Here is a 24639-nt window from a genome sequence, read left to right as displayed (position 1 = left end):
GCAATGCGAGTCCTTCTTGGGGTTCAACGACGCCGTCACTGGTGTCACAGAGCCTACCGCGCGCGGTTTGGTCAAGTTGCCGAAATGTCACACAACGGGCAGGAATCGACCCGTGCGGCGGTCGTCGCGAGCTCGGCGGCGGCCACCAGAACCCGAGGCCAGATAGCCGCGTCGGCCAGCGCGAAGACCTGGCGCTGGCGCGCGCGAGTCCGCACATGGTCGACAGCACCATCGGTGTCCCACAACGCCAGCGCGCGACCGTTGCTGTGCGCGGCGTGGTAGTAGACACCGTGTACCGGGCGACGCGCCGGCTGATCTTCGTAGATGGCCCGTGCCCAGGCCTGAGTGCGAACCCGTGGATAGGCGCCGGTGGCCAGCGACGGCAACGCGCCAATGCGCATCGCGGCGCCCTCGGATCGCAGATCCAGCACCACGATCTCGGTGCGCGGACGCAACAGCCCGACGCGAAACCGGGGACAGACGGCGGCCTCGCCCAGGTCACCAAAGACCTCGCCCAGCGCGGTGGCCAGGGTGCCGGCAACGTAGAGCACAGATCTTCCCTCGGGACAGATCGCCGGATGAGCTGCCGGCGGCGTGTGGTGGTCGAGGCGGTGCAGCGGCCCGAAGGCGCGATGGGTGATGGCGTCCGGGGTGTGCGCGGACAGGTGATAGACCCGGCACCACTGCCAGCCGCGGGCGCTCAGCGTTTCCGGCCACTTCCACGTCCAGACCCGACCACCTGAGAGCGGACGATTCGGTTCGCCGAGGTCGGCTACCACGCCGCCGCGGTCGACTTCGCCACCACCGCGATCACATCGTCGACGCGACCGGCGGCCAGGGCATCGGCCGGTGTGATGTCACCCAGTTCCGGGTTCGGCGTGGCGGCCCACTTGCTCAAGGCGACGATTCCCCCCGGAAAGGCCTGTCGCAGTTCGGCGATTCCCGACAGAAAGCCGCGTTGTGCCCCGGCGTTGAGCTGCCACATGGGTATTCGCCACTGGCGCCCGTCCTTGAGACCGATCAGGTCGCCACCGGTGATCCGGTCAAGCACGGCCTGGCTGGAGATGTCGAGCAACTCGGCAACCTCCGCCGTCGACAGCGACATGGTCAGCAATTCTCGGCGGGCAACGAAGTCGTCCTGCAATGCCTGCAGCGCAGCGCTGCTCATCTCCTTGGCGGTTGGCGCACTACCCCACAACGATTCGTCCAGACCGCCCGTGTCCCGTGCCGCGACGGCTTCTACAAAGCCCGCTTTGACCGACGCGGGCGCCGCGTCCAACACCGCGTGCACCGCGGAACTCAGCTGTGCGGCCGACGCGCTGGCCCGCTGACGCCGTCGCGGCGCCGCCTTACGCGTCGGGGTGCGGGTGACCATACCTCGAGGTTATACCAAGATAACCAAGCAAACACGGCCTCATCGCGCCCGATCGGGCCCGGCAGTCACCGCCGGATTCCGCTATTTCTTGTCCATCGGCCCCGGATTGGCAACCACGGGAAATTCACCGATATAGCCGATACGTCTGCGCGCAATCTCCAGCACGCGGTCGCGGACCAGGAACCAACCGCCGATCAGCATCGGAATGATCAGTCCCAGGGTCGCCACCGTCCAGGTGTCGATTGGGTAGGAGAACCCCATCAGAACCAGCACCGCGAACAGGAACACAAGGTGAGATAACCGGTGTAGGGCGCGCCCCACATCCGAAACGACGGCCGGTACACGATGCCCTGCTTCGACCAGCGGAACAGCTGGATCTGGCAGCACACGATGGTTGCCCAGGACGCGAGGATGCCCAGCGCCGCGATATTGAGGACGATCTCGAAAGCCATCTCGGGCACGACGCCGTTGAGCAGCACCCCGATCAGGCCGATGGCAGCCGTCAGACAGATCCCGCCGTAGGGAACTCCTCGTTGCGACATCCGTGCGGTGAAACTCGGGGCACTGCCGTTCATCGCCATCGACCGCAGGATGCGCCCGGTCGAATACAAACCCGCGTTGAGGCTGGAGAACGCCGCGGTCATCACCACCACGTTCATGATCGAGCCGGCGCCGGTGACCCCGATCTTGTCGAAGAAGGTGACAAACGGGCTCTCACCGGCCTTGTAGTCGGTGTAGGGAGCAGCAGGCCGAGTAAGAACAGCGATCCAACGTAGAACAGGGCAATACGCGCGATCACCGAGTTGATGGCACGCGGCATCACCTTCTCCGGCTCCGCCGTCTCCCCCGCTGCCGTGCCGACCAGCTCGACCGCCGCATAGGCGAAGACCACGCCCGAGGTGACGACGACCAGCGGCAGCAGGCCGTACGGGAAGAGTCCGCCGCCGTGGGCGAGCAGGCCGAGACCGGTGGAATGACCATCGACGGGGTAACGGCCGGCCAGGAATATGATGCCCACGACCAGGAAAGTCAGCAGCGACACCACCTTGATCAGGGCCGCCCAGAACTCGATCTCACCGAACAGGGTCACCGAAATCAGGTTCATGCTCAACGCGATACCCAGCGCGAACAACGCCAGCGCCCACTGCGGGATGCCCTCGAACACCCGCCAGAAATGGAAGTAGGTGGCGATCGCTGTCGAGTCGACAATCGAGGTCATCGCCCAGTTCAGGAAATACATCCAGCCGGCGACATAGGCCGCCTTTTCGCCGAAGAATTCGCGCACATAGGAGACAAACGAGCCCGACGACGGCCGGTGCAGCACGAGTTCACCCAACGCCCGCAAGATCAGGAAGGCGAACACTCCACAGACCGCGTAGACCAGAAACAGTGCCGGACCGGCGCTGGCCAGCCGTCCACCGGCGCCAAGGAACAGGCCGGTGCCAATCGCACCGCCGATCGCGATCATCTGTAGCTGCCGCGGCTTAAGGCTCTTGTGATAGCCGGCATCTTCGCTCGCGAGAGCGATGTCATCGGGATGGGTCGGGCTCGACGGGGTTCTCAACGCTCAGATGCCTCTTTCCCAGTTCGGTCGCTGGCTGTGGGGATCAGCCGCCGGGGGCAGGTTCCGAGCCCGCGGGATCGTCCAGGCCCGGAGTGTGTGGTGGTGTCGGAATATCACGAAACGTAAAGATGAAGCCGAACGCCGCCACCGCGGCGGCGATCGCATAGCCGATGATCGAATACCAACCTACGTGCAGGTATGCGGTAACCGCGACAAGTGCCATGGCACCAAAGACCATCGACATTCCGATAAGCGGCGTCTTGGCCTTGAAATCAACAAAGCGCATGGATAAAAACCTCGTCGGGTGGCGAACGAATGTGGACTAAGTAAACACGGTGTGGACGATCATGTCCTGTTGGGCGACCGACCCGCCAACCCACCCCTTGTGCTATAAGACCAATCCGCTGCGCCTTTGCCGCGACAATGGCCACCGATCAGTTGCGTCGTGTCCCGGCCCGCCGCGGTCGCGGGGTGGTCACGGCGCGAGCGGCGAGATCATCCGGCTGATCGTCGCGACCCGACGGTCGAGCCGGTCGGCCGGAATATCGATGAGTTGATAACCGAATTCGCGGTAGCTGTCTTCGTGGATTCGTTCGAACCTCTACGCCTCCGCCATGTCGATTCGGCGGGTCGTGGTGAGTTGGCAGAAGCCCAAGTTCCGGACGAAAAAGACCTGCCGCTGATAGGTGTGCTCGGCGGCAATCCGGTCAAGCTCGGCCGTCAGCGCCGCGCAAACGGGCAGCCCGAGATAGACGGCGAGCGCGTGGGTGCACACCGGCGAGCGGTCAAAGAAGCAAACGCCGGGGCCCGTCGGGTCGGCCGCAACTTGGCGCCGGCGCTGTGTCTCGACAACCTCGTCGATAAACGACGCTTTGGTCGCACCCGTCCAGGGTGCGTCTTCGCCGCGCGCCTGCCGACCGAGGATGACATCGGTGGCGGCCTCCGCCACGACGGCGTGTCCGAGCTGTGCGAGCCGCCGCAAGATCGACGTCTTACCCGCTCCAGGCGTGCCGGTGAGAATGTATCGGCGGGTCAATTTCGTTGGTTTCCTCGGTGTCGGTGGACGGTAATCGCCGCGGGCGCGGCTCGACGCGACCCGATGGGGTGGTGGCGTGGACGGGAGACCCCGCGGCCGGAGCCGGAAACGTTCCCGATTCAACCCCTTGAGGCAACATCTGCAAGATGTGACGATTGCCTCAATGGATGCCTCAGTGGATGCCTCGATGCAGGACCTTCAAGGCAAGGTGGCCGTGGTGACCGGCGGGGCCGGAGGCATAGTCCGAGCCCTGGGGAAGCGCTTCGGCATGGAAGGCATGAAGGTGGTGCTCGCCGACGTCCTCGCCGAACCGCTGGACCGGGCGACCCGCGCACTCACAGACGAGGGCATCGAGGCGGTCGGCGTGGTTACCGACGTTACCGACTATTCCTCGGTCGAGGCGTTGGCCAAGGAGACGTTGCACCGATTCGGCGCGGTGCACGTGGTGTGCAACAACGCCGGCACCGGCGGGGTCTCCGAGGGCTACATGTGGGAACACGACCTAGCCGACTGGCACTGGGGGATAGATGTCAACGTCGTGGGCGTCATCCACGGCATCAAAGCCTTCGTGCCCATCCTGCTCGAGCGCGGCGAGGGACACGTGGTGAACACCTGCTCGGGCAACGGCGGGTTCGCGCCGATCGCCCGGGGGGCCATGGGCGGGCCGGCCATGGCGGTCTATCCGATGACCAAGGCCGCCGTGCTCTGCCTGACCGAGAGCCTCTACACCCACCTGGAGATGACCGGGACGCGGGTGCGGGCGCATGCCCTTTTCCCCGGCGGTTTCCTCAACACCGGCATCTGGGAGTCATGGCGGCACCGGCCACAGCGCTACGCCGCGACCCAGACGCGCCGCACCCCCGAGCACACCCTGGCCGACGTCGTGGGTCGCTTCGAGGCCGCCGGCGCCCGCGTCGAGTTCACCCCGCTCGCCGCGGTCGCCGACCAAGTGGTGGAGGGAATACGAGCCGACCGGTTCTGGATGATGGGCCCGCCCACACCGGCCGATGAGGTGGTCACCCGCAAGGCGGCATCGATCGTGGCCCGCGCCGACCCCGACTACCTGGTGGATGTGCTCGGCCGCAACGCCGCCAAGGAGCCGGAAACCGAAGGAGGAAGGCGTTGATTACCAACGCAGTTCGCTATGGTCCCCGCCCACCCGAAACGCAAGTCGACCATGAGATCGATGCCACCAAGGCACCCATCGCCACCGAGGCGGTGACCGTCACCTACCTCACCGATCCGCAGATCGTCGCGGCCGTGCTGCCCAAACCGCTGCAGCCGGCCGACGAACCGCTGGTGCGGGTCCAGCTGCAGCGGGTCCAGATAGCGGGTCGCCCGCCATTCGGGTCGGCGGTGTTTGCGGTGACCGCCGGCACGGCGACCTGCAGGGCGATTACCCCCTTTTCATGCCCCAGTCCACCGAACAGTCGGTCACCGGTGGGCGCGAAACATTCGGTGAACCAAAGAAATTGGCCCACATCGAGGTCGACCATGCCGGTAGCCGCGTCAGCGCCACCGTTGACCGGATGGGCTATCGGCTGATCACCGTCAGCGGTCAGGTGAGCCGCGGCGCGCCGTTGCCGCCCGACCAGGTGAACACCGAGTTCTACTTCAAGTTCCTGCACTCCCCCGACGGCAACGGCATCACCGACCCGCACTTGGTCTACGGCGAATATCACCGCCACTACGAGCTGCTGGAGAACATCGACGGCAGCCTCGAGCTCGGCGAGTCTCCGCTGGACCCCGTGGCCGACATCGTGATTCGCCAGATCAGGTCGATCACCTGGTGCCGCCGGCGCACCATCCAGGTGGGTCGGATCGCCACCCGGGTACCCCAGGAGTGGCTGCTGTCCTATGTGCACCAGCGCTATGACGAACCCCATGACGCCCCAGCCCCGGCCACGCCCCCCAGCCCTGAGCCGGCCCGGGCATAGCCATGGACCGATACACGGTTATTTCGGCTGACTGCCACGCCGGGGCGGACCTGCTCGACTACCGCGAGTATCTCGAGGCGAAGTACCAAGACGAGTTCGACGACTGGGCCAAGACGTTTGTGAATCCGTTCGGCGACCTCAGCGAGCCGGACGCCGAACACAACTGGGACAGCGATCGTCGCAACGCGGAACTGGACTCCGATGGCGTTGCGGGAGAGGTCATCTTCCCCAATACGGTGCCGCCGTTCTTCCCGCAGGGCAGCTTGGCCGCTCCCCCACCGAGTACCGCCCGGGACCTCGAACTGCGGTGGGCCGGCCTGCGTGCGCACAATCGCTGGCTGGCGGACTTCTGCTCGTTGTCCCCCAAACGGCGCGCCGGGGTGGGCCAGATCCTGCTCGGGGACGTCGACGAGGCCGTCGCCGAAGTGGCACAGATCGCCAAGCTGGGGCTGCGCGGCGGCGTGTTGCTGCCCGGGGTTGCCCCCGGCACCGGCATCCCCGCGCTGTATGCCGAGCACTGGGAGCCGCTCTGGGCGGCGTGCGCGCAGGCGGGCCTGGTGATCAACCACCACGGCGGCAATGCCGGACCCAGCCCGATCGACGGATGGGGTAGCTCGCTGGCGGTGTGGGTGTACGAGTCGCACTGGTGGGCACATCGCGCGCTCTGGCACCTGATCTTCAGCGGCGTGCTCGATCGCTATCCGGATCTCACCGTGGTCCTGACCGAGCAAGGCACCGGGTGGATACCGGCGACCCTCGACTCACTGGACGTGGCGGCAGCCCGTTACCGGCGGCCCAATTCGGCCATCGCCCGCTTCGCCGGGCCCACCGCCGGCTCGCTGCCGCTGCAGCCCAGCCAGTACTGGGCCCGCCAGTGCTACGTCGGCGCCAGCTTCCTGCGCCCGGTCGAATGTGCACAGCGCCACCGAATCGGTGTCGACCGCATCATGTGGGGCAGCGACTACCCGCACATGGAAGGGACCGCTCCCTACAGCCGGGAAGCGCTGCGCCACACCTTCAGCGACGTCGACCCCGACGAGGTGGCGGCCATGGTGGGCGGGAATGCGGCGGCCGTCTACGGCTTCGATCTGCAGGCCCTCGCGCCGCTGGCCGCCCGCATCGGCCCAACCGTCACCGAAGTCGCCGAGCCACTGGCAGCCATCCCCGCCGACGCGAGCAGCACCGCGTTCGAGCCCGACCCCATCCGCGCCTGGTAGCGAGAGGACTCTCCATGGAAGCCCGTAAGGCCCCGAACCCCCTGGAACCGTATGTGGTCATCTCCGCGGACTGCCACGCCGAGCTGCCGACCGAGCAGTACCGCGAGTACGTCGACCCCGACTACCGCGAGGACTTCGAGGTCTACCTGGCCGAGAAGGCCGCCGCGTCGCAGGTCGGTGGGTTCATCGACGAACAGTTCGCGCAGGACTGGTTCTCCGAGCACGGCGAGGGCATCGCCGGTGGCTGGGATGTGGGCCTGCGGGACAAGGAGCTCGACAGCGACGGGGTGGTCGGCGAGGTCATCTTCCCCGACGCCGACGCCGTTTCCGGGGTCGCCGGCGCGCCCTTCGGCGCCGGTCTGGCCCAGTCGGGCTCGCTCGACCCGGGGCGGGCCATGGCCGGGGCGCGGGCCCACAACCGCTGGTTGGCCGAGCTGTGCAGCCACAGCCCCGAGCGCCGCGCGGGCGTCGCGGTGGTGCCGATCCTGGCCGACGTCGACGCGGCGGTCGCCGAGATCACCCGGGCGGCGGAGTCGGGGCTGCGGGGCGGGATCATGATTCCCGCCCTGTGGGCCAGCTACCCGCCTTACCACGACCGTCGCTATGACAAGGTCTGGGCCGCCTGCCAGGACCTGCAGATGCCGGTACACACCCACGTCGGCGCCGCCCCGCAGCAGGAGTACGGCGAGCACCTGGGCATCTATGTCACCGAGGTGCGCTGGTGGGGAGTCCGCCCGCTGTGGTTCGCGTTGTGGTCGGGGGTGTTCGAGCGCTTCCCCGGGCTGCGCTGGGGCGCCACCGAGTGTGGCGCGTTTTGGGCCAACGACCTGCTGTGGCTGATGGACACGCGGTACCTGCGGGAGCACTCGGCCAAGAAGATGAGCCATCTGCTGGAGGGCGACCTGACGATGCCCCCCTCGGCCTACTTCGACCGCAACTGTTTTATCGGGGCCACCACCACCGAGCGCCGGGAGCTGGCGCGGCGCTACGAGATCGGGGTGTCCAACATGCTGTGGGGCAACGACTTTCCGCATCCGGAAGGGACCTGGCCGCACACCCGGGAATGGCTGCGGCGATCGTTTTGGGACATCCCCATCGACGAGACCCGCCAGATCCTGGGCCTGGCGGCGGCCGAGGTGTACAACTTCGATCTGGACGCACTGGCTCCGCTGGCCGGGCGCATGGGTCCTACCCCGGCGGACCTGGGCCAAGACGATGCGGTGAGCGTCCCCAAGTGGGAGGCGGCCCGCCAGGCCGGCCGGCACTGGCTTACCGGCGCGGAGCCGCTGGCTGACCTGGTGCAGAACTAGGGCCCCTCACGGGACACCGGTTTCCGCGGTGTCGTCCAGCCATTAGTCGCCGCGCGCTGACCGGGCGCGCCTCATCGAGCGCACACGTTTTCTCATGGGTGAGACGTTGTGGGGTGTGGTTGGGGGGTGGTGGTGCAGTCGGTGGTGGGTGGGCTGCGACGGGGGGCGCGGTGGTGCGCCGGTGGGTGTTTTTCGTGTTGTGGTGATCTTGGTGATTCGTGGATAGGTCGTTGACCTGCGTCGATATCGTCGGCCGATCGGTGTTGGGTGTGGTGGGCTGAAGGGGCGGTGGGTGTGGTGTCGTTGGTCAGGGTGGCCCCGCAGGTGGTGGCCGACGGGGTGGGGAATTTAGCGCGTATCGGGTCCTCGATCGGGGTGGCCAACGCGGCCGCGGCGGCGGCGACCACCACGATGGTGCCCGCCGGTGGTGATGAGGTGTCGGTGGCGGTGGTGGGGTTGTTCCGCGGTCTGGGGCAGGACTACCAGCTCTTCGGCGCCCAGTTGGAGCAGTTCCATCAGCGTTTCGTGCAGATCCTGGATGCGGCCAGGACCGCCTATCTGGAGACCGAGACCGCCGCGGCGGCGGCGGCGGTGGCCGATGGGCAGTTTCAGGTGTTGGCGGAGCCGGTGCAAACGCTGGGGCAGGCCTGGCTGGCCAGTCCGGCGGGTGAGCTGCTCGATCCGTTGGTCAATGCGCCGTTTGAGTCGTTGACCGGCCGGGAGTTGATCGGCAACGGGGCGGCGGGGGTCGCGGGTGTCGATGGTGGTGCCGAACAGGCCGGGGGGTGGTTGTTCGGTGATGGCGGCCCGGGGGCGGCGGCCACGGCCACCAGTGCGGCCGGCCGTGGTGGGGATGCGGGGTTGATCGGTGCTGGTGGTGCCGGTGGGGCCGGGTGGGCTAACTCGGGTGTGGCCATGATGGCCGGCGGGGCCGGTGGTGATGGGGGTTTGGTGTTCGGTGATGGCGGGCCGGGTAGTCCCGGGGCGGCTTCGTTTGACCCCACCGTGGCCGGTGGCGCGGGTGGTCCGGGTGGGGATGCCCGCGGGATCGGTGACGGTGGCCGTGGCGGCGATGGTGGCCCCGGGGCCACCGGAGCGCCCGGCGGGCGGGGCAGCGATGGCGGGCCCGGCGGCAAGGGCGGCAATGCCGGGGACTACGGCAACGGCGGTACCGGCGGAACCGGCGGCATCGGCGGGGCCGGCGGCCCCGGCTCACCCGGCGGAACCCCGGGCGCGCAAGGGTTTAGGGCCGGCGATGCCGGTAATGGCGGTGTGGGCGGGATCGGCGGCGATGGCGGACACATCAAAGGCCACGGTGGTGCCGGCGGAATCGGCGGCACCGGCGGCGCCGGCGGCATCGGCGGTGACGGCCAAGCCGGGTCGGCCGGGGAGTTTCCGGGAGACCGCGGCGGTTCCGGCGGGGCCGGTGCGCGCGGCGGCAACGGCGGCGACGGCGGGGCCGGTGGCGCTGGCGGTCATGCCCTCGCCGAGGGATTCCACGACGGCGCCGCCGGTACCGGAGGTATGGGCGGCAACGGCGGCGACGGCGGCAACGGCGCCGATGGAGGTGACGGCCATTCCGGTGACCCGTCGTGGCGCTCCGGAGGGGATGGCGGTAACGCTGGGAACGGCGCCTACGGGGGCAGTGGCGGTCAGGGCGGCCTCAGCGGTGACGGCGCCACCAGGGCCGCCCACGGTGTCCAGGGAACCATGGGCGACGGCGGTGACGGCGGCGATGGCGGCAACGGCTCCACCACCAGCGATCAACCCGACATCGACGGCGGCAACGGCGGGTATGGCGGCTGGGGTTTCAACGGCGGCAACGGGGGCAACGGCGGCGACGGCGGCACCCGCCCGAAGGGCACGCTTTTCTTCAGATCCTGTGGTGACGGCGGTTTCGGCGGCTGGGGCGGTAACGGCGTGAACAGATACGGCGTGCTCAACCCCGGATGGGGCGGCGACGGCGGCAACGGTGGAGCCGGCGGTACCGCTTACACCAGCGGCGGCGTATACGCCGGTGGGCCCGTCCAACCCGGCACCGAAGGCACCGGGCCGTCCGGCGATCATGGCGGTTTCGGCGGTTCGGGCGGCATCGGCGGGCACGGCGGCCAAGCCCCGTAGATCCTGCCGGGCCGAGGTGATCTTGCTGGGGGTTTGTGCGCGCGCTCCCCCGGTTCAACGACCAGATCGAGCACGGCCGACTTCCCCCGGCGGTACCGCTCCCGAAGCCCTGGTGGGCGCACAGCGAAACAGCCGGGGGAAGTGCTACAGCTTCCGTTCGGGGAACCCAGCGAACCGTCACCGACCCGATCCGGGCCGGTCACACGGCACACCCATCGAGTGGATGAGCCGCTAAGGCTGGATTTCCCCGAAAATTTGCGAGGGGTTCCTAGACGGCGCTGACTCCTACCGCCTGGGGCCCCTTGGTACCTTGCTCAACCTCGAACTGAACCCGCTGGTTCTCCTCGAGCGAGCGATAGCCACTGCCCTGGATCTCCGAGTAGTGGACGAAGAGGTCCTTCGTGCCGTCGTCAGGAGTGATGAAGCCGAAGCCCTTTTCTCCGTTGAACCATTTCACAGTTCCCTGTGCCATTCACTTACTTCTTTCATTTAACTACCGGACGTACCAACAACGACCGGACAACTAGCGTAGCGCAAGCCGCAATCATTGAAACTGATTGCGTCCTATGACGTTTCCTGACGCATACGACCAGGCCGGGGACCCCGTCGGCGGCTGCCGGAACCCGCGGACCTCGGCCGCGGCGAACCATGCGGCGCCGCACCATTCCTCGGCGCGGCCCCCTTCTTCGGCGCGGCCCCCTTTTTCGGTGCGCCCGCCTTCTTCGGTGCCGCCACCTGCTTCGGCGCGGGAGCTTGATAGGGCGCAATGTCACCGACCAGCTCATGTACGGCGGCCGAGTCGGCGGTGACCTCTTGCGGAGTGACCCGGATTCCGGCACGACGCATCAGCGCATGAGTGTCCTTGCGCTGCTCGGGCAGCACGACGGTCACGACGTCACCCGCGTTCCCGGCCCGCGCCGTGCGGCCGGACCGGTGCAGGTAAGCCTTGTGCTCGGCGGGTGGGTCGATGTGCACCACCAATTCGATGCCGTCGACATGCACGCCGCGGGCGGCGATGTCGGTGGCGACCAGCACCCGCGCCTCACCCTTGCTGAAGACGGCGAGGTTTCGATCGCGGGCGGGTTGGGAAAGGTTGCCGTGCAGATCGACGGCCGGGACACCGGATTCGGTGAGCTGCTTGGCAAACTTGCGCGCTTGATGTTTGGTGCGCATGAACAGGATTCGGCGGCCGGTACCCGAGGCAAGGCGGTGCACCAGGTCCTTCTTGGCTGCCGCGCCCGAGACGTGGAACACGTGGTGGACCATCTGGGGCACCGGCGAATCGGAGCTATCGACCGAGTGCAGCACGGCGTCATGCAGGAATCGGTTGACCAGCTTGTCGACCCCGTTGTCCAGGGTCGCCGAGAACAGCAGTCGCTGCCCGCCGCTCGGGGTGGCCGCAAGAATGCGGGTGACCCCGGGCAGGAAACCGAGATCGGCCATGTGATCGGCTTCGTCGATCACCGTGATCTCGATCGAGTCGAGGCTGATCAATCGTTGCTTCATCAGGTCTTCCAGCCGGCCCGGGCAGGCCACGACGATGTCGACGCCGGAATTGAGCGCCGTCACCTGCCTGCCTTGCGGCACCCCACCGAAGATCGTGGTCACCCGCAGGCCATTGACCGCGGCCAAAGGTTGCAGCGTCGCGGTGATCTGGCTGGCCAACTCCCGGGTGGGGGCAAGAACCAGACCCGTGGGCCGGGCTGGGCGGCGCGGGCGCCCGGCCAGCCTGCTGACCATCGGAAGGGAGAAGGCCAGCGTCTTGCCACTGCCGGTCTTGCCGCGGCCGAGGACGTCTCGGCCGCCGAGCGTGTCGGGCAGCGTTTCGATCTGGATAGGGAAGGGATGGCTGATCCCGCGGGCGGCGAGCACCTCGATGAGCGATTCGCCCACGCCGAGATCAGCAAAGGTCGTACCAGTAGTCAATTTGATGTCTTTCAGGATCGGTTCCGCCGAGTGGGCAGCGAGATACGCGCGTTCGGTCAGTACAAGGTGGCGAAATTGCCGGTGGGCAAAATCGATCGCCGAGATACGAACTGCGCCGGCATCAGCCCCGAAAGCAGGGCGAGCACGGGGGGTGAAGAAGCGTTTCACGACGTGCTGACCATCGAATGCAACGGTCAACGTTGTTAGCAGCATAACAGCACAGCGACCTCGGACGCGCCCACCACCGCCGCCGGGTGGGCGTGAGTGCCCAACATCACTGCCCGTACAGTTATGTATGAACCGCGCTCTAGCGGTGATCGCAACTCTTCAGCGCACCACCAGGAAGACCTGCGCGCGATACGATCGTCGTCGTTCGTCCTTCTGTCGACAGGGCTAACCAGCCGACCCCTTCATTGGAAGGACACCAAGTGGACAACTCGAACCTGTTCTCCCACCCGGAGACACCGGAATACATCGCCCCGGGCGAAACCTCTGGCCAACCGGTCAGCTACCCGACGTTTTCAGACCGGCCCGACAACGGATCTGCCACCTCGGCGACGTAATCATCCGAGACGACTGGCCGCGCGCCAAGGTCACCTCGATCAAACCTATTGGCCGCCAACCGATGTAGTGATCGTTCGTGCACCGCTACCTGGTGCCACTTGTGTTTCGGGCCAGCGTGGAACCAGAAGCGTTGGCAGCGACACCTTCTGAGGTATCGGCGGCGGGATCACGCATCAGCGCAGTCTCGGCGACAATTGTGTCACTGTCCGGCGCCCAAGCTCGGGCCCGGCAAACCATGCCCCAGGAGTTGAACCGAACCGGGCCAGCGACGCGCTCGTTTGGCACCGGTGATGGTGTCCGAGCCTGGTCGGCCTCGGTGGTGATAACCGCCCGCCGAAGCTCGGACACTTAGCACAAGCAACGAACCGCCGCGTGACGACGTAGACTTTTGTGGGTCGAGAGGCGTTGCAACGGTTCGCCGGTTCCCCGCCGGTATCCGCCACGCTCGGCAGAGTCAAGGACGCCTTCCGCTACGGAGGGAATAAACGTGAGCGCCTTTGAGCCGAATATCCGCCCTGACTGCACCGACGCACTGACGGCCACCCTCGGCCAGCGGATCATGGTGATCGACGGGGCGATGGGCACGGCGATCCAGCGGGACCGCCCGGATGAGGCCGGCTATCGAGGCGAGCGGTTCAAGGACTGGCCGAGCGATCTGGTGGGCAACAACGACCTGCTCAGCCTGACGCAGCCGCAGATCATCGAGGGAATCCACCGCGAGTACCTGCAGGCGGGCGCCGACATTCTGGAGACCAACACGTTCAACGCGAACGCGGTCTCGCTCTCCGACTACGACATGGCCGAGCTGGCCTACGAACTCAACTACGCCGGCGCGGCCCTGGCGCGGGCGGCCGCCGACGAGTTCAGCACCCCGGAGAAGCCCCGTTACGTGGCCGGGGCGCTGGGGCCGACGACGCGGACCGCATCGATCTCGCCAGACGTCAACGACCCCGGAGCCCGCAACGTCTCCTACGACCAACTGGTCGCCGCCTACCTGGAAGCCGCCAACGGCCTGGTCGACGGCGGCGCCGACATAATCATCATCGAGACCATCTTCGACTCCCTGAACGCCAAGGCGGCGGTGTTCGCCGTCGAAACGCTGTTCGAGGACCGCGGACGCCGCTGGCCGGTGATCATCTCGGGCACCATCACCGACGCTTCCGGGCGAACGCTGTCCGGTCAGGTGACCGAAGCATTCTGGAACGCGATCAGGCACGCGAAGCCGATCGCGGTGGGCCTCAACTGCGCCCTGGGTGCGCCGGAGATGCGGCCCTACATCGCCGAGATGGCCCGGATCGCGGACACCTTTGTCTCCTGCTACCCGAACGCCGGTCTGCCCAATGCCTTCGGCGAGTACGACGAGACCCCCGAGCATCAGGCCGGCTACATCGCCGAGTTTGCCGACGCCGGCCTGGTCAACCTGGTCGGTGGGTGCTGCGGGACGGCGCCGCCGCACATCGCCGAGATCGCCAAGGTCGTGGAGGGCAAGGCACCCCGCGAGCTGCCGGAGATCCCGGTGGCCACCCGGCTCTCGGGCCTGGAACCACTGAACATCACCGACGACTCCCTGTTCGTGAACATCGGCGAGCGCACCAACATCACCGGATCCGCCCGGTTCCGCAACCTGATCAAGGCCGAGGACTACGACACCGCCCTGTCGGTCGCCCTGCAGCAGGTCGAGGTCGGTGCGCAGGTCATCGACATCAACATGGACGAGGGCATGATCGACGGCGTCGCCGCGATGGATCGGTTCACCAAGCTGATCGCGGCCGAGCCGGACATCAGCCGGGTCCCGGTGATGATCGACTCCTCCAAGTGGGAGGTCATCGAGGCGGGCCTGAAGAACGTGCAGGGTAAGCCGATCGTCAACTCGATCTCGATGAAGGAGGGCGAGGAGAAGTTCGTCCGCGAGGCGCGGCTGTGCCGCAAGTACGGCGCCGCCGTGGTCGTGATGGCCTTCGACGAAAAGGGCCAGGCCGACAACCTGGAGCGGCGCAAGGAGATCTGCGGGCGCGCCTACCGGATCCTGACCGAAGAGGTCGGCTTCCCGGCCGAGGACATCATCTTCGACCCGAACTGCTTCGCGCTGGCGACCGGCATCGAGGAGCACGCGACCTACGGCATCGACTTCATCGAGGCCTCCGCCTGGATCAAGGAGAACCTTCCCGGGGTACACATCTCCGGCGGTATCTCGAACGTGTCGTTCTCGTTCAGGGGAAACAACCCCGTTCGCGAGGCGATCCACGCGGTGTTCCTGTTCCACGCCATCAAGGCCGGCCTGGATATGGGCATCGTCAACGCCGGCGCGCTGGTGCCCTACGACTCGATCGACCCCGAGCTGCGGGAACGCATCGAGGACGTCGTCCTGAACCGTCGCGAGGACGCGGCCGAACGGCTGTTGGAGATCGCCGAACGGTTCAACACCAAGGGCAAGCCCGAAGACCCGGCCGCGGCCGAGTGGCGCAGCCTTCCCGTCCGCGAGCGGATCACGCACGCCCTGGTCAAGGGCATCGACGCGCACGTCGACGCCGATACCGAGGAACTGCGGGCCGAGATCGCCGCCGCGGGTTGCCGCCCGATCGAGGTGATCGAGGGTCCGCTGATGGACGGCATGAACGTGGTCGGCGACCTGTTCGGCGCGGGCAAGATGTTCCTGCCCCAAGTGGTGAAGTCGGCCCGGGTGATGAAGAAGGCGGTGGCCTACCTGCTGCCGTTCATCGAGGCGGAGAAGGCGCAGTCCGGCTCCACGGAGCAGGACAAGACCAACGGCATCATCATCATGGCGACCGTCAAGGGCGACGTCCACGACATCGGCAAGAACATCGTCGGGGTGGTGCTGCAGTGCAACAACTACACCGTGGTCGACCTCGGAGTGATGGTGCCCGCCGAGAAGATCCTGGCCGCGGCCCGGGAGTACGACGCCGACATCATTGGGCTGTCCGGCCTGATCACCCCGTCCCTGGACGAGATGGTCAACTTCGCCGCCGCAATGGAACGCGAGGGAATGCAGATCCCGCTGCTGATCGGCGGCGCGACCACCTCACACGCGCACACGGCGGTGAAGGTGGCGCCGCGTCGCAGCGGCCCGGTGGTGTGGGTCAAGGACGCCTCCCGCTCGGTGCCCGTCGCCGCCGCGTTGCTCGACGACAAGCAGCGCCCGGGCCTGCTGGAGGCCACCGCGGCCGACTACGCGGCCCTGCGCGAGCGGCACTCGCAGAAGAACGAGCGGCCGATACTGACGCTGGAGGAGGCCCGCTCCAACCGGACGCCGATCGACTGGGACGGCTACACGCCGCCGCTGCCCGCGCAAGGTCCCGGGGTGCGCGAGTTTCATGACTACGACCTGGCCGAGTTGCGCGAGTACATCGACTGGCAGCCGTTCTTCAACGCCTGGGAGATGAAGGGCCGATTCCCCGACATCCTCAACAATCCGGCCACCGGCGAGGCCGCCCGCAAGCTGTACAACGACGCTCAAGAAATGCTCGACACCCTGATCCGGGAGAAGTGGCTCACCGCCAACGGGGTGATCGGGTTCTTCCCGGCAAACGCGGTCGGTGACGACATCGAGGTGTACACCGACGAGACCCGTGCCGAGGTGCTGACCACGTTGCACAACCTGCGCCAGCAGGGTGAGCACCGGGCCGGCATTCCGAACCGGTCGCTGGGCGACTTCATCGCGCCCAAGGACACCGGTCTTGCCGACTACGTCGGCGCCTTCGCCGTCACCGCGGGGCTGGGCAGCCAGACCAAGATCGTGGAGTTCAAGGAGGCGCTCGACGACTACAGCGCGATTCTGCTGGAGTCGATCGCCGACCGGCTGGCCGAGGCGTTTGCCGAGCGGATGCACCAGCGGGTCCGCGAGGAGTTCTGGGGATACCAGCCCGACGAGCAACTGGACAACGAGGCGCTCATCGGTGAGAGGTACGTCGGCATCCGCCCGGCGCCGGGCTACCCGGCCTGCCCGGAGCACACCGAGAAGACGACGCTGTTCGAGTTGATGGACGTGACCAAGCGGACCGGCATCGAGCTGACCGAGTCGATGGCGATGTGGCCCGGTGCCGCCGTCAGCGGCTGGTATTTCTCGCACCCGCAGTCGCAGTACTTCGTGGTCGGCCGGATGGCCCAGGACCAGGTCGCCGACTACGCCAAGCGCAAGGGCTGGACCCTGCCGGAGGCCGAGCGCTGGCTGGGCCCCAACCTCGGCTACAACCCGGAAGACTGAGGGCTCCACCGAGAAGCCGCCGCTGCGCGGCCCGAGCGGCCTGGCAAGGGCGACAGATTCATTGGGAGTTTGAGCCGGACGGGAGATGACCGGACCGGTAGAGCGGGTGTGGTGGCGGCGCGGCGCTTGAGAGCGCCCTAATGCGGCCAGAGCGCCGCGCTACCGAGTCCGCCGTCTGATCCCGCGGTCCTGACGCACGATCGGGCTGGGTCGAAATGTCAGCCACTTTTGCGGCGCCGCGCGAGGTGAAGTCCGAACGCGACGATGTATGCCGCCCTTCCAACCGTCGCATTGTAGACCCAAAAGCATTTCAACTTTAGTTGTATATCTCTAACTATAGTTGCAGCACCGCTCTAACTATAGTTGCAGCACCGCTCTAACTATAGTTGAATTGCTCTAACTTTAGTTACAAGCAAGGGAGCGCCCTCGGTGCAGCTGAACCGGCCATTCGCTACGGTGACGCCGACGTTCTCGGCGTTCTGGCGACCAGCGAGGTGACGTTCACGATCACCCAGATCCAGCGCATCCTGACCACCGCGTCAGGGGAAGGCATCCGCAAAGTCCTCACCCGCCTCACCACCCAAGGTGTGGTACTCAATGATCAGGTCGGTAGAACCAACACCTACCGACTCAACACCGAACATCTTGCGGCAGAGCCGATCCTGGCGCTGTCGCGGCTGACCGCAACGTTCCTGGACCGCCTCGAAGCGCACCTCAAAGGGTGGGGAAAGACGCTCAAGTACGCCGCCGTGTTCGGCTCAGCGGCAACGGGCCGGATGACTCTCCACAGCGACATCGACCTGTTACTGGTGCGTGCCTCCTACCCCGAACACGATAGCCATCCAGAGGAACCGGAGGTGCGGGAACAACGGGTGGCCGAACTAGTACGGTCGGTCACCGCCTGGACTGGTAACGATGGCCGCGTCGTCGAGTACACCGAAGATGAGCTTCGCGCCGCAGCCGCCGCCGGTGAGCCGCTGCTAAGTGACGTGGCTAGGCAAGGCCTGACCGTCTCCGGGACACGTGCATGGCTCAATAGGCAGCTGCGTCCCATAGGCAAGGCCAAGGCGGCGAGGAGCGCCTGATGGCAGGGACGCGCGAGTGCAATTCCGTTGTCACCGCGGGGCGCCTGTCCAAGGCAGTTGAGTTCTTCGACGCCGCTGAGCATCTCGAAGATGAAATGCCCAACGCGGCGGGTGATCTGTTCGTGGACGCCGGTATCGCCGCGTCCGACGTCATCTGCTGCGTCCGACTCGGCGTGCATTCGTCAGGCGGGACTCACAGCGAAGCCATAACACTGCTTAGAACGGCCGACAGCGGATCCGAAAAATACCTGAGCACCCTCCCTCGGCCTCAAGAATAAGGCGGCCTACACACACCAGGATCTATCCACCGCCGAGTGCAAGAAGATGAACCGCGCTGCTTCCCATCTAGTCGAGACAGCCAAACGGGTCACCGCGTCAGCAAGCCACAAACCTGACACAGAAAAACAGCGGCAACCCGATCGGTGACCCCCACTGGAACAAGGCCATCAAGAAGACCGGCCTGGCGCCGCTCACGATCCACGACCTGCGCCATACCAACGCCAGCCGGCGAATGTATACAGCGATCTCTCTCAGATGAACTCGACCACGTAGCCACCAACCTCGATCGGCTCCACGACGTCGCACGAAACCAGGCGAACCGACAGGAACCGGACAAGACCACCCATCCATAGGGTGCAGTCATCGTGTCCATACAGGTCAAAGAGTGTGGCCAGGGGCGGGATCGAACCGCCGACCTTCCGCTTTTCAGGCGGACGCTCGTACCGACTGAGCTACCTGGCCCCAAGGCAGCATGTGCCTCGCCATAATCGGCGACCCTGACGGGACTCGAACCCGCGACCTCCGCCGTGACAGGGCGGCGCGCTAACCAACTGCGCCACAGGGCCTTGCTGTACTGCTTGCTCCGCGTTACCGCGTCGCGTGTACCCCCAACGGGATTCGAACCCGTGCTACCGCCGTGAAAGGGCGGCGTCCTAGGCCACTAGACGATGGGGGCCCGATCCGAATCACTCCGGGGCACTCGCAACGTGGTTCGTTGGAAGCCTCGCTAGCTTAGGTCACCACAGGGCCAATCCTCAAACGAGCCCCCATTTCGGACCCAGTATCCTTGACCTCCGCAGCCCCTATAGCTCAGTTGGTAGAGCTACGGACTTTTAATCCGCAGGTCCTAGGTTCGAGTCCTAGTGGGGGCACTCAAACGGGCCGTGAACTCGGCCGATTCCCCGCGCGGGATCGGTCGTTTCACGGAGCCGGCCGATCCCGAGGCGGGCCGCAGGCGCGAATCGGCCGGGTGCGATCCGCGGCCGATGAGAGTGGGCACGATCACTTCACGGTTTCGGCCACATCCAGCCTTGGGCGGCGTTTAGAACCCGCCAGCGCTTGGTTATGCTCCGGCTATGCTTCCCGAGATGAATCCCGATGGAGTCCAACCCAACGCACCCGTTGCTCTGGTGACCGCGGAAATTCGGCACCCGGCAACGGATTCGCTCACCGAATCAAGCAGCCGCGAGCTCAAGCACCTTCTCATCAACGACTTGCCCATCGAACGTCAAGCCCAAGACGTGAGTTGGGGCATGACGGCTCCCGGCGCCGCCCCCACGCCCGTGGCGGACCGTTTCGTGCGCTACGGCAATCGGGACAACACGGTTTCCGCGTCGCTGAAGAACCAGGCGATCGTCGTCGAGACCAGCGCTTACAGCAGTTTCGATAATTTTTGCGACATCCTGCTGCGGGTCGCGGACGCGCGGGCGCAGGTGTCGTCCATCGTCGGGGTGGAGCGCATCGGCCTGCGGTACGTCCTCGAAATCCGGGTTCCCGCCGGTGTCGATGGCCGCATCGCGTGGAGCAACTGGATCGATGAGCAGCTTCTCGGTCCCCAACGCATCGCTCCGGGCGGGCTGTCCATGGCCGAGTGGCAGGGCGCCGCGGTCTACCGCGAGGCACAGCCCGGCAAGTCGCTCATCCTGCGTTACGGCCCGGGCATGGGCCAGGCCCTCGATGCGAACTACCACCTGCGTCGCGTCACCGCGACCCAGACCGGACCGTTCTTCCTGATGGACATCGACAGCTTCTGGACGCCGCTCGGCTCGATTCCCGAGTTCAACCGGGATGCGCTCGTTTCGACCCTGCAGGACCTCTACGGTCCCGCGCGGGAGGTCTTCCAGGACCTGATCACCCCGCGCCTCAGGGATGAACTGCTGCGCTCCTAGCGCCGGCTACGCAGCCTTTAGCGCCCGAGCACCGCGCTGGTGTAGGTGATGTCGGCGAACACGGCGGCGATGTCATCGTCGGGATAGTCCAAGCCATTGGCCGCGTGTAGCTCCTCGGCGGTGTGGGACGCACTCTGCCAGCCGTCGCGGGCTAGATGGTCGATGACGTGGCTGCGCTGACCGTGGTAGACGAGGTCGTTGAAGTCGATCTCGAACCCCAGTTCGCTCATCCGGGCATGGTGCGAACGCCACCGCTCGTCGTTGAACACCGCCGTGTCGGGGACAAACTCGAAGGCCAGCCGGCTGCCCGTAGCACTGAGCGCGGTGACGTTGTCGAACAACGCGCCTTGGGCGTCATCGGGTAGGTAGACGAGCAGGCCTTCGGCGCTCCATGCCGAGGGCACGTCCTTGTCGAATCCGGCGGCCTGCAGCACGGCCGCCCAATCGTCACGCAGGTCGACCGCAACGGTGCGGCGTTCGGCGGTCGGCTCGGCCCCAAGATCGGCCAGCGTGAGGGTCTTGAACTCGATCACCTGTGGCATGTCGACCTCATAGACGACGGTGCCCGCCGGCCAGCCCAGCCGATAGGCGCGCGCATCCAGGCCGGACGCCAGGATCACCACCTGGGAAATCCCGCTTCGGGTGGCGTCCACGAAGAACTGGTCGTAGAACCTGGTCCGGCAGGCCATCGCCTCGGCCATCCGGGCCGGATCGAATCCAGACTCCACATCAACCGGAATCTGTCCGTTCACCAGCCGGGTGTAGACGTCGATGCCGACCGCACGCACCAGCGGGGCCGCGTACGGGTCATCGATCAGCGCGTACTGCGGGTCGGCAGCCAGCGCGCGCTGGGCGGCGACCATCGTCGCCGTCGCACCGACACTTGTCGCAAGGTCCCAACGATCCCGGTCGGTACGCACCATGCCGCTCCTTCGTCCCCAAACCCGGAAAAGACTATAGATAATCTAGTTAGTATCACAGGCTGCGCCGATTGCGCCCGGTCTAGGCTGACAAGTGTGACCGACTTCGCTCAGCGCGCCATCGATCTCGCCCGCCTAAACGTGGCCGAAGGCGGCCGACCATTCGCGACGGTCATCGTCAAAGACGGCCAGGTGCTCGCTGAGAGCGCCAACAAGGTGGCCCAGACCAACGACCCCACCGCCCACGCCGAGATCCTCGCCATCCGCGCAGCGTGCACCAAGCTGGGAACCGAGCAGCTGTTCGGGACCACCTTCTACGTGCTGGCGCACCCATGCCCGATGTGCCTGGGTTCGCTCTACTACTGCTCCCCCGACGAAGTCATCTTTTTGACCACCCGCGACATCTACGAGCAGTACTACGTCGACGACCGCAAGTACTTCGAGCTCGCGACCTTCTACGACGAGTTCGCCAAGGCCTGGCAGGACCGTCGCCTGCCGATGCGCTACGACCCGCGCCCCTCAGCCGTGAACGTCTACCGGTTCTGGCAGGAGCTCAACGGCGGGAAGCGCGCGGCGGCCCCCAACTCGGCCGACTAGACGTCCAACAACCGGTGATCTTGACACCACACTACCAATCTGATCTGTTATCTGCTTATGCATGCAGATAACAGATCACAGCCCTTGCCGGACGATCAGGTGGGCTTGGTGGTTGAGGTGTTTCGGATGCTTGCCGACGCCACTCGCGTGCAGGTCCTATGGTCGCTGGCCGATCGCGAGATGTCGGTGAATGAACTCGCCGAACACATCCACAAGCCCGCGCCCTCGGTCTCCCAGCACCTGGCGAAGCTGCGGATGGCGCGGCTGGTGCGCACCCGCCGGGACAAGACGACGATTTTCTACAGCCTGGAAAACGAGCACGTGCGGCAGTTGGTGATCGATGCGGTCTTCAACGCCGAGCACGCCGGCCCCGGCGTCCCCCGCCATCACCGATCCGACGGCGGGCTGCAGGCCGTAACCGACGCCTAACCGAGCCCCTCAGAACCACAACATGTTTCACACAAGAAGAAAAAGGAGAGATGAATCCATGTCCGATGAGCACACCCACCACGGGCCGCATGCGCACGAACACCGGCACGGCGAGGTGACCCACAGCCACGCCCACACCACCCATCAGCACGAACACGTCGAGCACGCACACCCGCACTCACACGATGACGGGACCGAGCACACCCATCAGCACGTGCATGAATCGGGCCTGGAAAGCGTGCACAGCCACGCGCACAGCTGACACCGCGCCGGATCAGACCTCAGGGCAGTAGTGCATGGGGTTGTCACGCTCGTCCAGCGGCGGCAGGTTGCGCGCCGGAGTCTGCACCAATGGCGCGTCGGCTGGGATACGCCCCATGGCCCGATCCCAGCCGGCGCGCCCGCGCGGATGCTTGCGCATTCGACGCGGCACCAGCGCAAAGATCAGGCGCACGAGGTCCCCGAAGCGCCGGTGTAGCCACTCATCGCGCCGCGACCACTGATAGCCCATCAGGGTTCGCACCGGTGGGTCATAAAGACCGACGGTGACCCACACAAAAAACGGGGCCAACAACTTTCGCTGCAACGCCCACAGCCGGTCCGGAACCCGTTGCGCAAATGGCGGTTTAGGCAGTTCGGTCAGATCGAGCACGGCGCGCGCGGCGAAGTTGTTCTCCAGCACGTTGCAGCACATGTGGTCCCAGTAGACCTGAAATTCCTCCCAGGACGCCGGAACGGGCCGCATGCTCATGCCATACATCCGGTACCACTGCACGTGTTCGTCGAACAGCTGGCGCTTCTGCGCTTCGGTCAACCCCCCACAGAACCGTTCGGCCACGTGAATTGTGCCGACAAAGAACGTGGCGTGCGCCCAGTAGAAGACGTCCGGATTCAGGGCGTGGTATCGGCGACCCGCCGCGTCCACCCCTTTGATGTTGACGTGATAGTCGCGGACTTCGGCGCCGGTGACCGGGGCACGGTCGCCGTCGAACACCACGCCGCCGATCGGATAGAGCGACCGCAACAGCCTGGGCCAGCGCTCGCGGAAAAACGTCGAGTGATCCTCGACGGCCGCGCCAAGTTGAGGGTGCATGTTCTGCATGGATCCCGCCCATGGCCCCTGCAACATGCCGCGCCAGTCACCGAAGTACCGCCACGTCAACGAGTCCGGCCCCAGCGGGATCGGCGGCGCCTCATAGCCCAGCGGCGAAACCGGACAACCGGTTGCTGCGGGTTGCGAATCGCCGGGCGCGGCAACCTGGCCGGCAGAGTTCGTCGACGACTTCGGCTCGGCGCTGGTCAGCGGGCAGGCCGCGGACGTATCTTGGGTCACTGGTGTCCCCCGGGCGGTTGGGTGATGTCAGCAATTTTGACTACACGCGTTGTCACTTGATTCTAGGAGGGATGTGCAGGCGGGTCAAAGACGGGGTCGCTGGACGGGCGTCCCGCTGGAAGATCGCCACGCCGTACGCCGCGACACCCTCATCGCCGCCGGCGTTCAATTGCTCGGCGAGGAAGCGGGACCGGCGCTGACCGTTCGCGCGGTCTGCCGCCAAGCGGCACTCACCGAGCGTTATTTCTATGAAAGCTTTAGCGACCGTGACCATTTCGTACGCGTAGTCTACGACGACGTTTGCACCCGAGCGATGGCGACGCTTATGTCGGCAAATACCCCCCGAGACGCCGTGGAGCGATTCGTTGCACTGATGGTCGATGATCCGGTACGCGGTCGCGTCCTGCTTTTGGCGCCGGCCGTCGAACCGGTGCTGACGCGCTCCGGCGCGGACTGGATGCCCAACTTCATCGATTTACTGCAACGCAAACTCTCTCAAATCGCCGACCCCGTTTTGCAGAAACTGGTCGCCACCAGCCTGATCGGTGCCCTTACCGGCCTTTTCACCGCATATTTGAATGGACAATTGGGAGCCACCCGCCAGCAATTTATTGACTACTGCGTGGATTTGTTGCTCGGCACCGCCGCCGCCTACGCTCCACACCGTGACCGAGGTGAAGCCGAGCACCCAGTCGCTGCCCGACAACACGACTAAGCCGATTAATATCGCAGGGCCTGCGACTCGATATTTGCGCGAAATGCGACGCCACTAGTGGCGCGCCCGATAGTGCGCAAACTTGATGCTACCGATCGACACAGATATATTGACTGCAAC

Annotated in this window: 19 protein-coding genes, 4 tRNA genes and 4 pseudogenes; 15 read left to right on the top strand and 12 right to left on the bottom strand. The window is 66.0% G+C overall.

Going from position 1 to position 24639, the window contains the following annotated elements:
* Positions 1-71 precede the first annotated feature (71 nt).
* The 5 genes and pseudogenes from SHTP_RS03120 to SHTP_RS03100 all read right to left on the bottom strand — a co-directional run bounded on the left by SHTP_RS03120 (position 72) and on the right by SHTP_RS03100 (position 3975).
* On the bottom strand, positions 72-779 hold the full coding sequence (locus SHTP_RS03120; RefSeq protein ID WP_096369730.1) for an RES family NAD+ phosphorylase: 708 nt from the start codon (positions 777-779) through the stop codon (positions 72-74).
* Positions 773-1375: a helix-turn-helix domain-containing protein gene (locus SHTP_RS03115; protein ID WP_012396350.1), complete on the bottom strand. Its 603-nt coding sequence runs from the start codon at positions 1373-1375 to the stop codon at positions 773-775. Before SHTP_RS03115 ends, SHTP_RS03120 begins: the two co-directional genes overlap by 7 nt.
* Before the next feature lie 81 nt (positions 1376-1456).
* Positions 1457-2939, bottom strand: a pseudogene (locus SHTP_RS03110) (amino acid permease).
* Between the two features lie 43 nt (positions 2940-2982).
* Entirely contained in the window at positions 2983-3177 is a 195-nt protein-coding gene (locus SHTP_RS03105; RefSeq protein ID WP_231991697.1) for a hypothetical protein, read from the bottom strand.
* Positions 3178-3540: 363 nt separating this feature from the next.
* Positions 3541-3975 (bottom strand): AAA family ATPase, encoded by a 435-nt coding sequence (locus tag SHTP_RS03100; RefSeq protein WP_231991272.1) that lies wholly within the window; start codon positions 3973-3975, stop codon positions 3541-3543.
* Positions 3976-4162: 187 nt separating this feature from the next.
* Here SHTP_RS03100 and SHTP_RS03095 point away from each other — a divergent pair, with 187 nt between their 5' ends.
* The 5 genes and pseudogenes from SHTP_RS03095 (at position 4163) to SHTP_RS03075 (ending at position 10560) form a co-directional block, all read left to right on the top strand.
* Positions 4163-5101 (top strand): SDR family oxidoreductase, encoded by a 939-nt coding sequence (locus tag SHTP_RS03095; protein ID WP_096372293.1) that lies wholly within the window; start codon positions 4163-4165, stop codon positions 5099-5101.
* Positions 5098-5912 (top strand): annotated as a pseudogene (locus SHTP_RS03090) (acetoacetate decarboxylase family protein). The gene SHTP_RS03095 and the pseudogene SHTP_RS03090 overlap by 4 nt, the downstream one beginning before the upstream one ends.
* A gap of 2 nt (positions 5913-5914) precedes the next feature.
* Positions 5915-7129, top strand: coding sequence for an amidohydrolase family protein (locus tag SHTP_RS03085; RefSeq protein WP_096369728.1), 1215 nt, complete (start codon positions 5915-5917; stop codon positions 7127-7129).
* A 14-nt stretch (positions 7130-7143) separates the two neighbouring features.
* On the top strand, positions 7144-8439 hold the full coding sequence (locus SHTP_RS03080; RefSeq protein WP_172900499.1) for an amidohydrolase family protein: 1296 nt from the start codon (positions 7144-7146) through the stop codon (positions 8437-8439).
* 297 nt (positions 8440-8736) lie between these two features.
* The gene (locus SHTP_RS03075; protein WP_420872932.1) at positions 8737-10560 is read left to right on the top strand and encodes a PE family protein; all 1824 of its coding nucleotides are present in this window, start codon (positions 8737-8739) and stop codon (positions 10558-10560) included.
* A 268-nt stretch (positions 10561-10828) separates the two neighbouring features.
* On the opposite strand, the gene SHTP_RS03070 is transcribed toward SHTP_RS03075, so the two are convergent.
* Entirely contained in the window at positions 10829-11032 is a 204-nt protein-coding gene (locus SHTP_RS03070; protein WP_012396359.1) for a cold-shock protein, read from the bottom strand.
* A gap of 92 nt (positions 11033-11124) precedes the next feature.
* Entirely contained in the window at positions 11125-12486 is a 1362-nt protein-coding gene (locus SHTP_RS03065) for a DEAD/DEAH box helicase (RefSeq protein ID WP_172900621.1), read from the bottom strand.
* Positions 12487-12914: 428 nt separating this feature from the next.
* Here SHTP_RS03065 and SHTP_RS29630 point away from each other — a divergent pair, with 428 nt between their 5' ends.
* From SHTP_RS29630 to SHTP_RS03045, 4 genes and pseudogenes are all read left to right on the top strand, one after another.
* On the top strand, positions 12915-13049 hold the full coding sequence (locus SHTP_RS29630; protein ID WP_012396361.1) for a hypothetical protein: 135 nt from the start codon (positions 12915-12917) through the stop codon (positions 13047-13049).
* 488 nt (positions 13050-13537) lie between these two features.
* A complete protein-coding gene (gene metH, locus SHTP_RS03055) occupies positions 13538-17272 on the top strand; it encodes a methionine synthase (protein WP_096369725.1) in 3735 nt (1244 codons plus the stop codon).
* Between the two features lie 429 nt (positions 17273-17701).
* A pseudogene (locus SHTP_RS03050) lies at positions 17702-18357 on the top strand (nucleotidyltransferase domain-containing protein).
* Positions 18357-18783 (top strand): annotated as a pseudogene (locus SHTP_RS03045) (hypothetical protein). Before SHTP_RS03050 ends, SHTP_RS03045 begins: the two co-directional pseudogenes overlap by 1 nt.
* Positions 18784-19024: 241 nt before the next feature.
* On the opposite strand, the gene SHTP_RS03035 reads toward SHTP_RS03045, so the two are convergent.
* From SHTP_RS03035 to SHTP_RS03025, 3 genes are all read right to left on the bottom strand, one after another.
* Positions 19025-19098, bottom strand: a tRNA-Phe gene (locus tag SHTP_RS03035).
* A gap of 30 nt (positions 19099-19128) precedes the next feature.
* Positions 19129-19202 (bottom strand) — tRNA-Asp (locus tag SHTP_RS03030).
* Between the two features lie 37 nt (positions 19203-19239).
* Positions 19240-19312: transfer RNA gene (locus tag SHTP_RS03025), tRNA-Glu, on the bottom strand.
* Positions 19313-19435: 123 nt separating this feature from the next.
* Between SHTP_RS03025 and SHTP_RS03020 the strand changes: the two genes are divergently transcribed.
* Positions 19436-19508: transfer RNA gene (locus SHTP_RS03020), tRNA-Lys, on the top strand.
* Positions 19509-19712: 204 nt separating this feature from the next.
* Positions 19713-20525, top strand: a complete 813-nt coding sequence (locus SHTP_RS03015; RefSeq protein ID WP_096369724.1) for a TIGR04255 family protein — start codon at positions 19713-19715, stop codon at positions 20523-20525.
* A 17-nt stretch (positions 20526-20542) separates the two neighbouring features.
* Here the strand turns inward: SHTP_RS03015 and SHTP_RS03010 are convergent, their stop codons facing one another.
* Entirely contained in the window at positions 20543-21448 is a 906-nt protein-coding gene (locus SHTP_RS03010) for an SAM-dependent methyltransferase (RefSeq protein WP_096369723.1), read from the bottom strand.
* A 93-nt stretch (positions 21449-21541) separates the two neighbouring features.
* On the opposite strand from SHTP_RS03010, the gene SHTP_RS03005 reads away from it, so the two are divergent.
* Genes SHTP_RS03005 through SHTP_RS02995 form a run of 3 tightly spaced genes read left to right on the top strand, consistent with a single transcriptional unit; the run spans position 21542 to position 22733 of the window.
* Positions 21542-22042, top strand: a complete 501-nt coding sequence (locus SHTP_RS03005; protein ID WP_096369722.1) for a nucleoside deaminase — start codon at positions 21542-21544, stop codon at positions 22040-22042.
* A 57-nt stretch (positions 22043-22099) separates the two neighbouring features.
* Positions 22100-22471 (top strand): ArsR/SmtB family transcription factor, encoded by a 372-nt coding sequence (locus SHTP_RS03000; RefSeq protein WP_011738780.1) that lies wholly within the window; start codon positions 22100-22102, stop codon positions 22469-22471.
* 58 nt (positions 22472-22529) lie between these two features.
* Positions 22530-22733 carry a hypothetical protein gene (locus tag SHTP_RS02995; protein WP_012396386.1) on the top strand — a complete coding sequence of 68 codons (204 nt, stop codon included), beginning with the start codon at positions 22530-22532 and terminating at the stop codon, positions 22731-22733.
* Between the two features lie 12 nt (positions 22734-22745).
* On the opposite strand, the gene SHTP_RS02990 is transcribed toward SHTP_RS02995, so the two are convergent.
* Positions 22746-23804 (bottom strand): oxygenase MpaB family protein, encoded by a 1059-nt coding sequence (locus tag SHTP_RS02990; protein ID WP_020785862.1) that lies wholly within the window; start codon positions 23802-23804, stop codon positions 22746-22748.
* 73 nt (positions 23805-23877) lie between these two features.
* Between SHTP_RS02990 and SHTP_RS02985 the strand changes: the two genes are divergently transcribed.
* Entirely contained in the window at positions 23878-24519 is a 642-nt protein-coding gene (locus SHTP_RS02985) for a TetR/AcrR family transcriptional regulator (RefSeq protein WP_096369721.1), read from the top strand.
* The last annotated feature ends 120 nt before the right edge of the window (positions 24520-24639 follow it).

It is taken from the genome of Mycobacterium ulcerans subsp. shinshuense (assembly GCF_002355775.1).
In the GTDB taxonomy this organism is placed as follows: domain Bacteria; phylum Actinomycetota; class Actinomycetes; order Mycobacteriales; family Mycobacteriaceae; genus Mycobacterium; species Mycobacterium marinum.
Note: the sequence above shows the minus strand (reverse complement) of the source record. Positions and strands in the feature narration are given on the sequence as shown.

What these genes read in the sequence shown, in the direction of transcription:
- SHTP_RS03070 (WP_012396359.1), bottom strand. Translation starts at nt 11,032, where the DNA reads ATGGCACAGGGAACTGTGAAATGGTTCAACGGAGAAAAGGGCTTCGGC.
- SHTP_RS03115 (WP_012396350.1), bottom strand. Translation starts at nt 1,375, where the DNA reads ATGGTCACCCGCACCCCGACGCGTAAGGCGGCGCCGCGACGGCGTCAG.
- SHTP_RS03105 (WP_231991697.1), bottom strand. Translation starts at nt 3,177, where the DNA reads ATGGTCTTTGGTGCCATGGCACTTGTCGCGGTTACCGCATACCTGCAC.
- SHTP_RS03000 (WP_011738780.1), top strand. Translation starts at nt 22,100, where the DNA reads ATGCATGCAGATAACAGATCACAGCCCTTGCCGGACGATCAGGTGGGC.
- SHTP_RS03080 (WP_172900499.1), top strand. Translation starts at nt 7,144, where the DNA reads ATGGAAGCCCGTAAGGCCCCGAACCCCCTGGAACCGTATGTGGTCATC.
- SHTP_RS03095 (WP_096372293.1), top strand. Translation starts at nt 4,163, where the DNA reads ATGCAGGACCTTCAAGGCAAGGTGGCCGTGGTGACCGGCGGGGCCGGA.
- SHTP_RS02995 (WP_012396386.1), top strand. Translation starts at nt 22,530, where the DNA reads ATGTCCGATGAGCACACCCACCACGGGCCGCATGCGCACGAACACCGG.
- SHTP_RS03085 (WP_096369728.1), top strand. Translation starts at nt 5,915, where the DNA reads ATGGACCGATACACGGTTATTTCGGCTGACTGCCACGCCGGGGCGGAC.
- SHTP_RS03010 (WP_096369723.1), bottom strand. Translation starts at nt 21,448, where the DNA reads ATGGTGCGTACCGACCGGGATCGTTGGGACCTTGCGACAAGTGTCGGT.
- SHTP_RS03015 (WP_096369724.1), top strand. Translation starts at nt 19,713, where the DNA reads ATGCTTCCCGAGATGAATCCCGATGGAGTCCAACCCAACGCACCCGTT.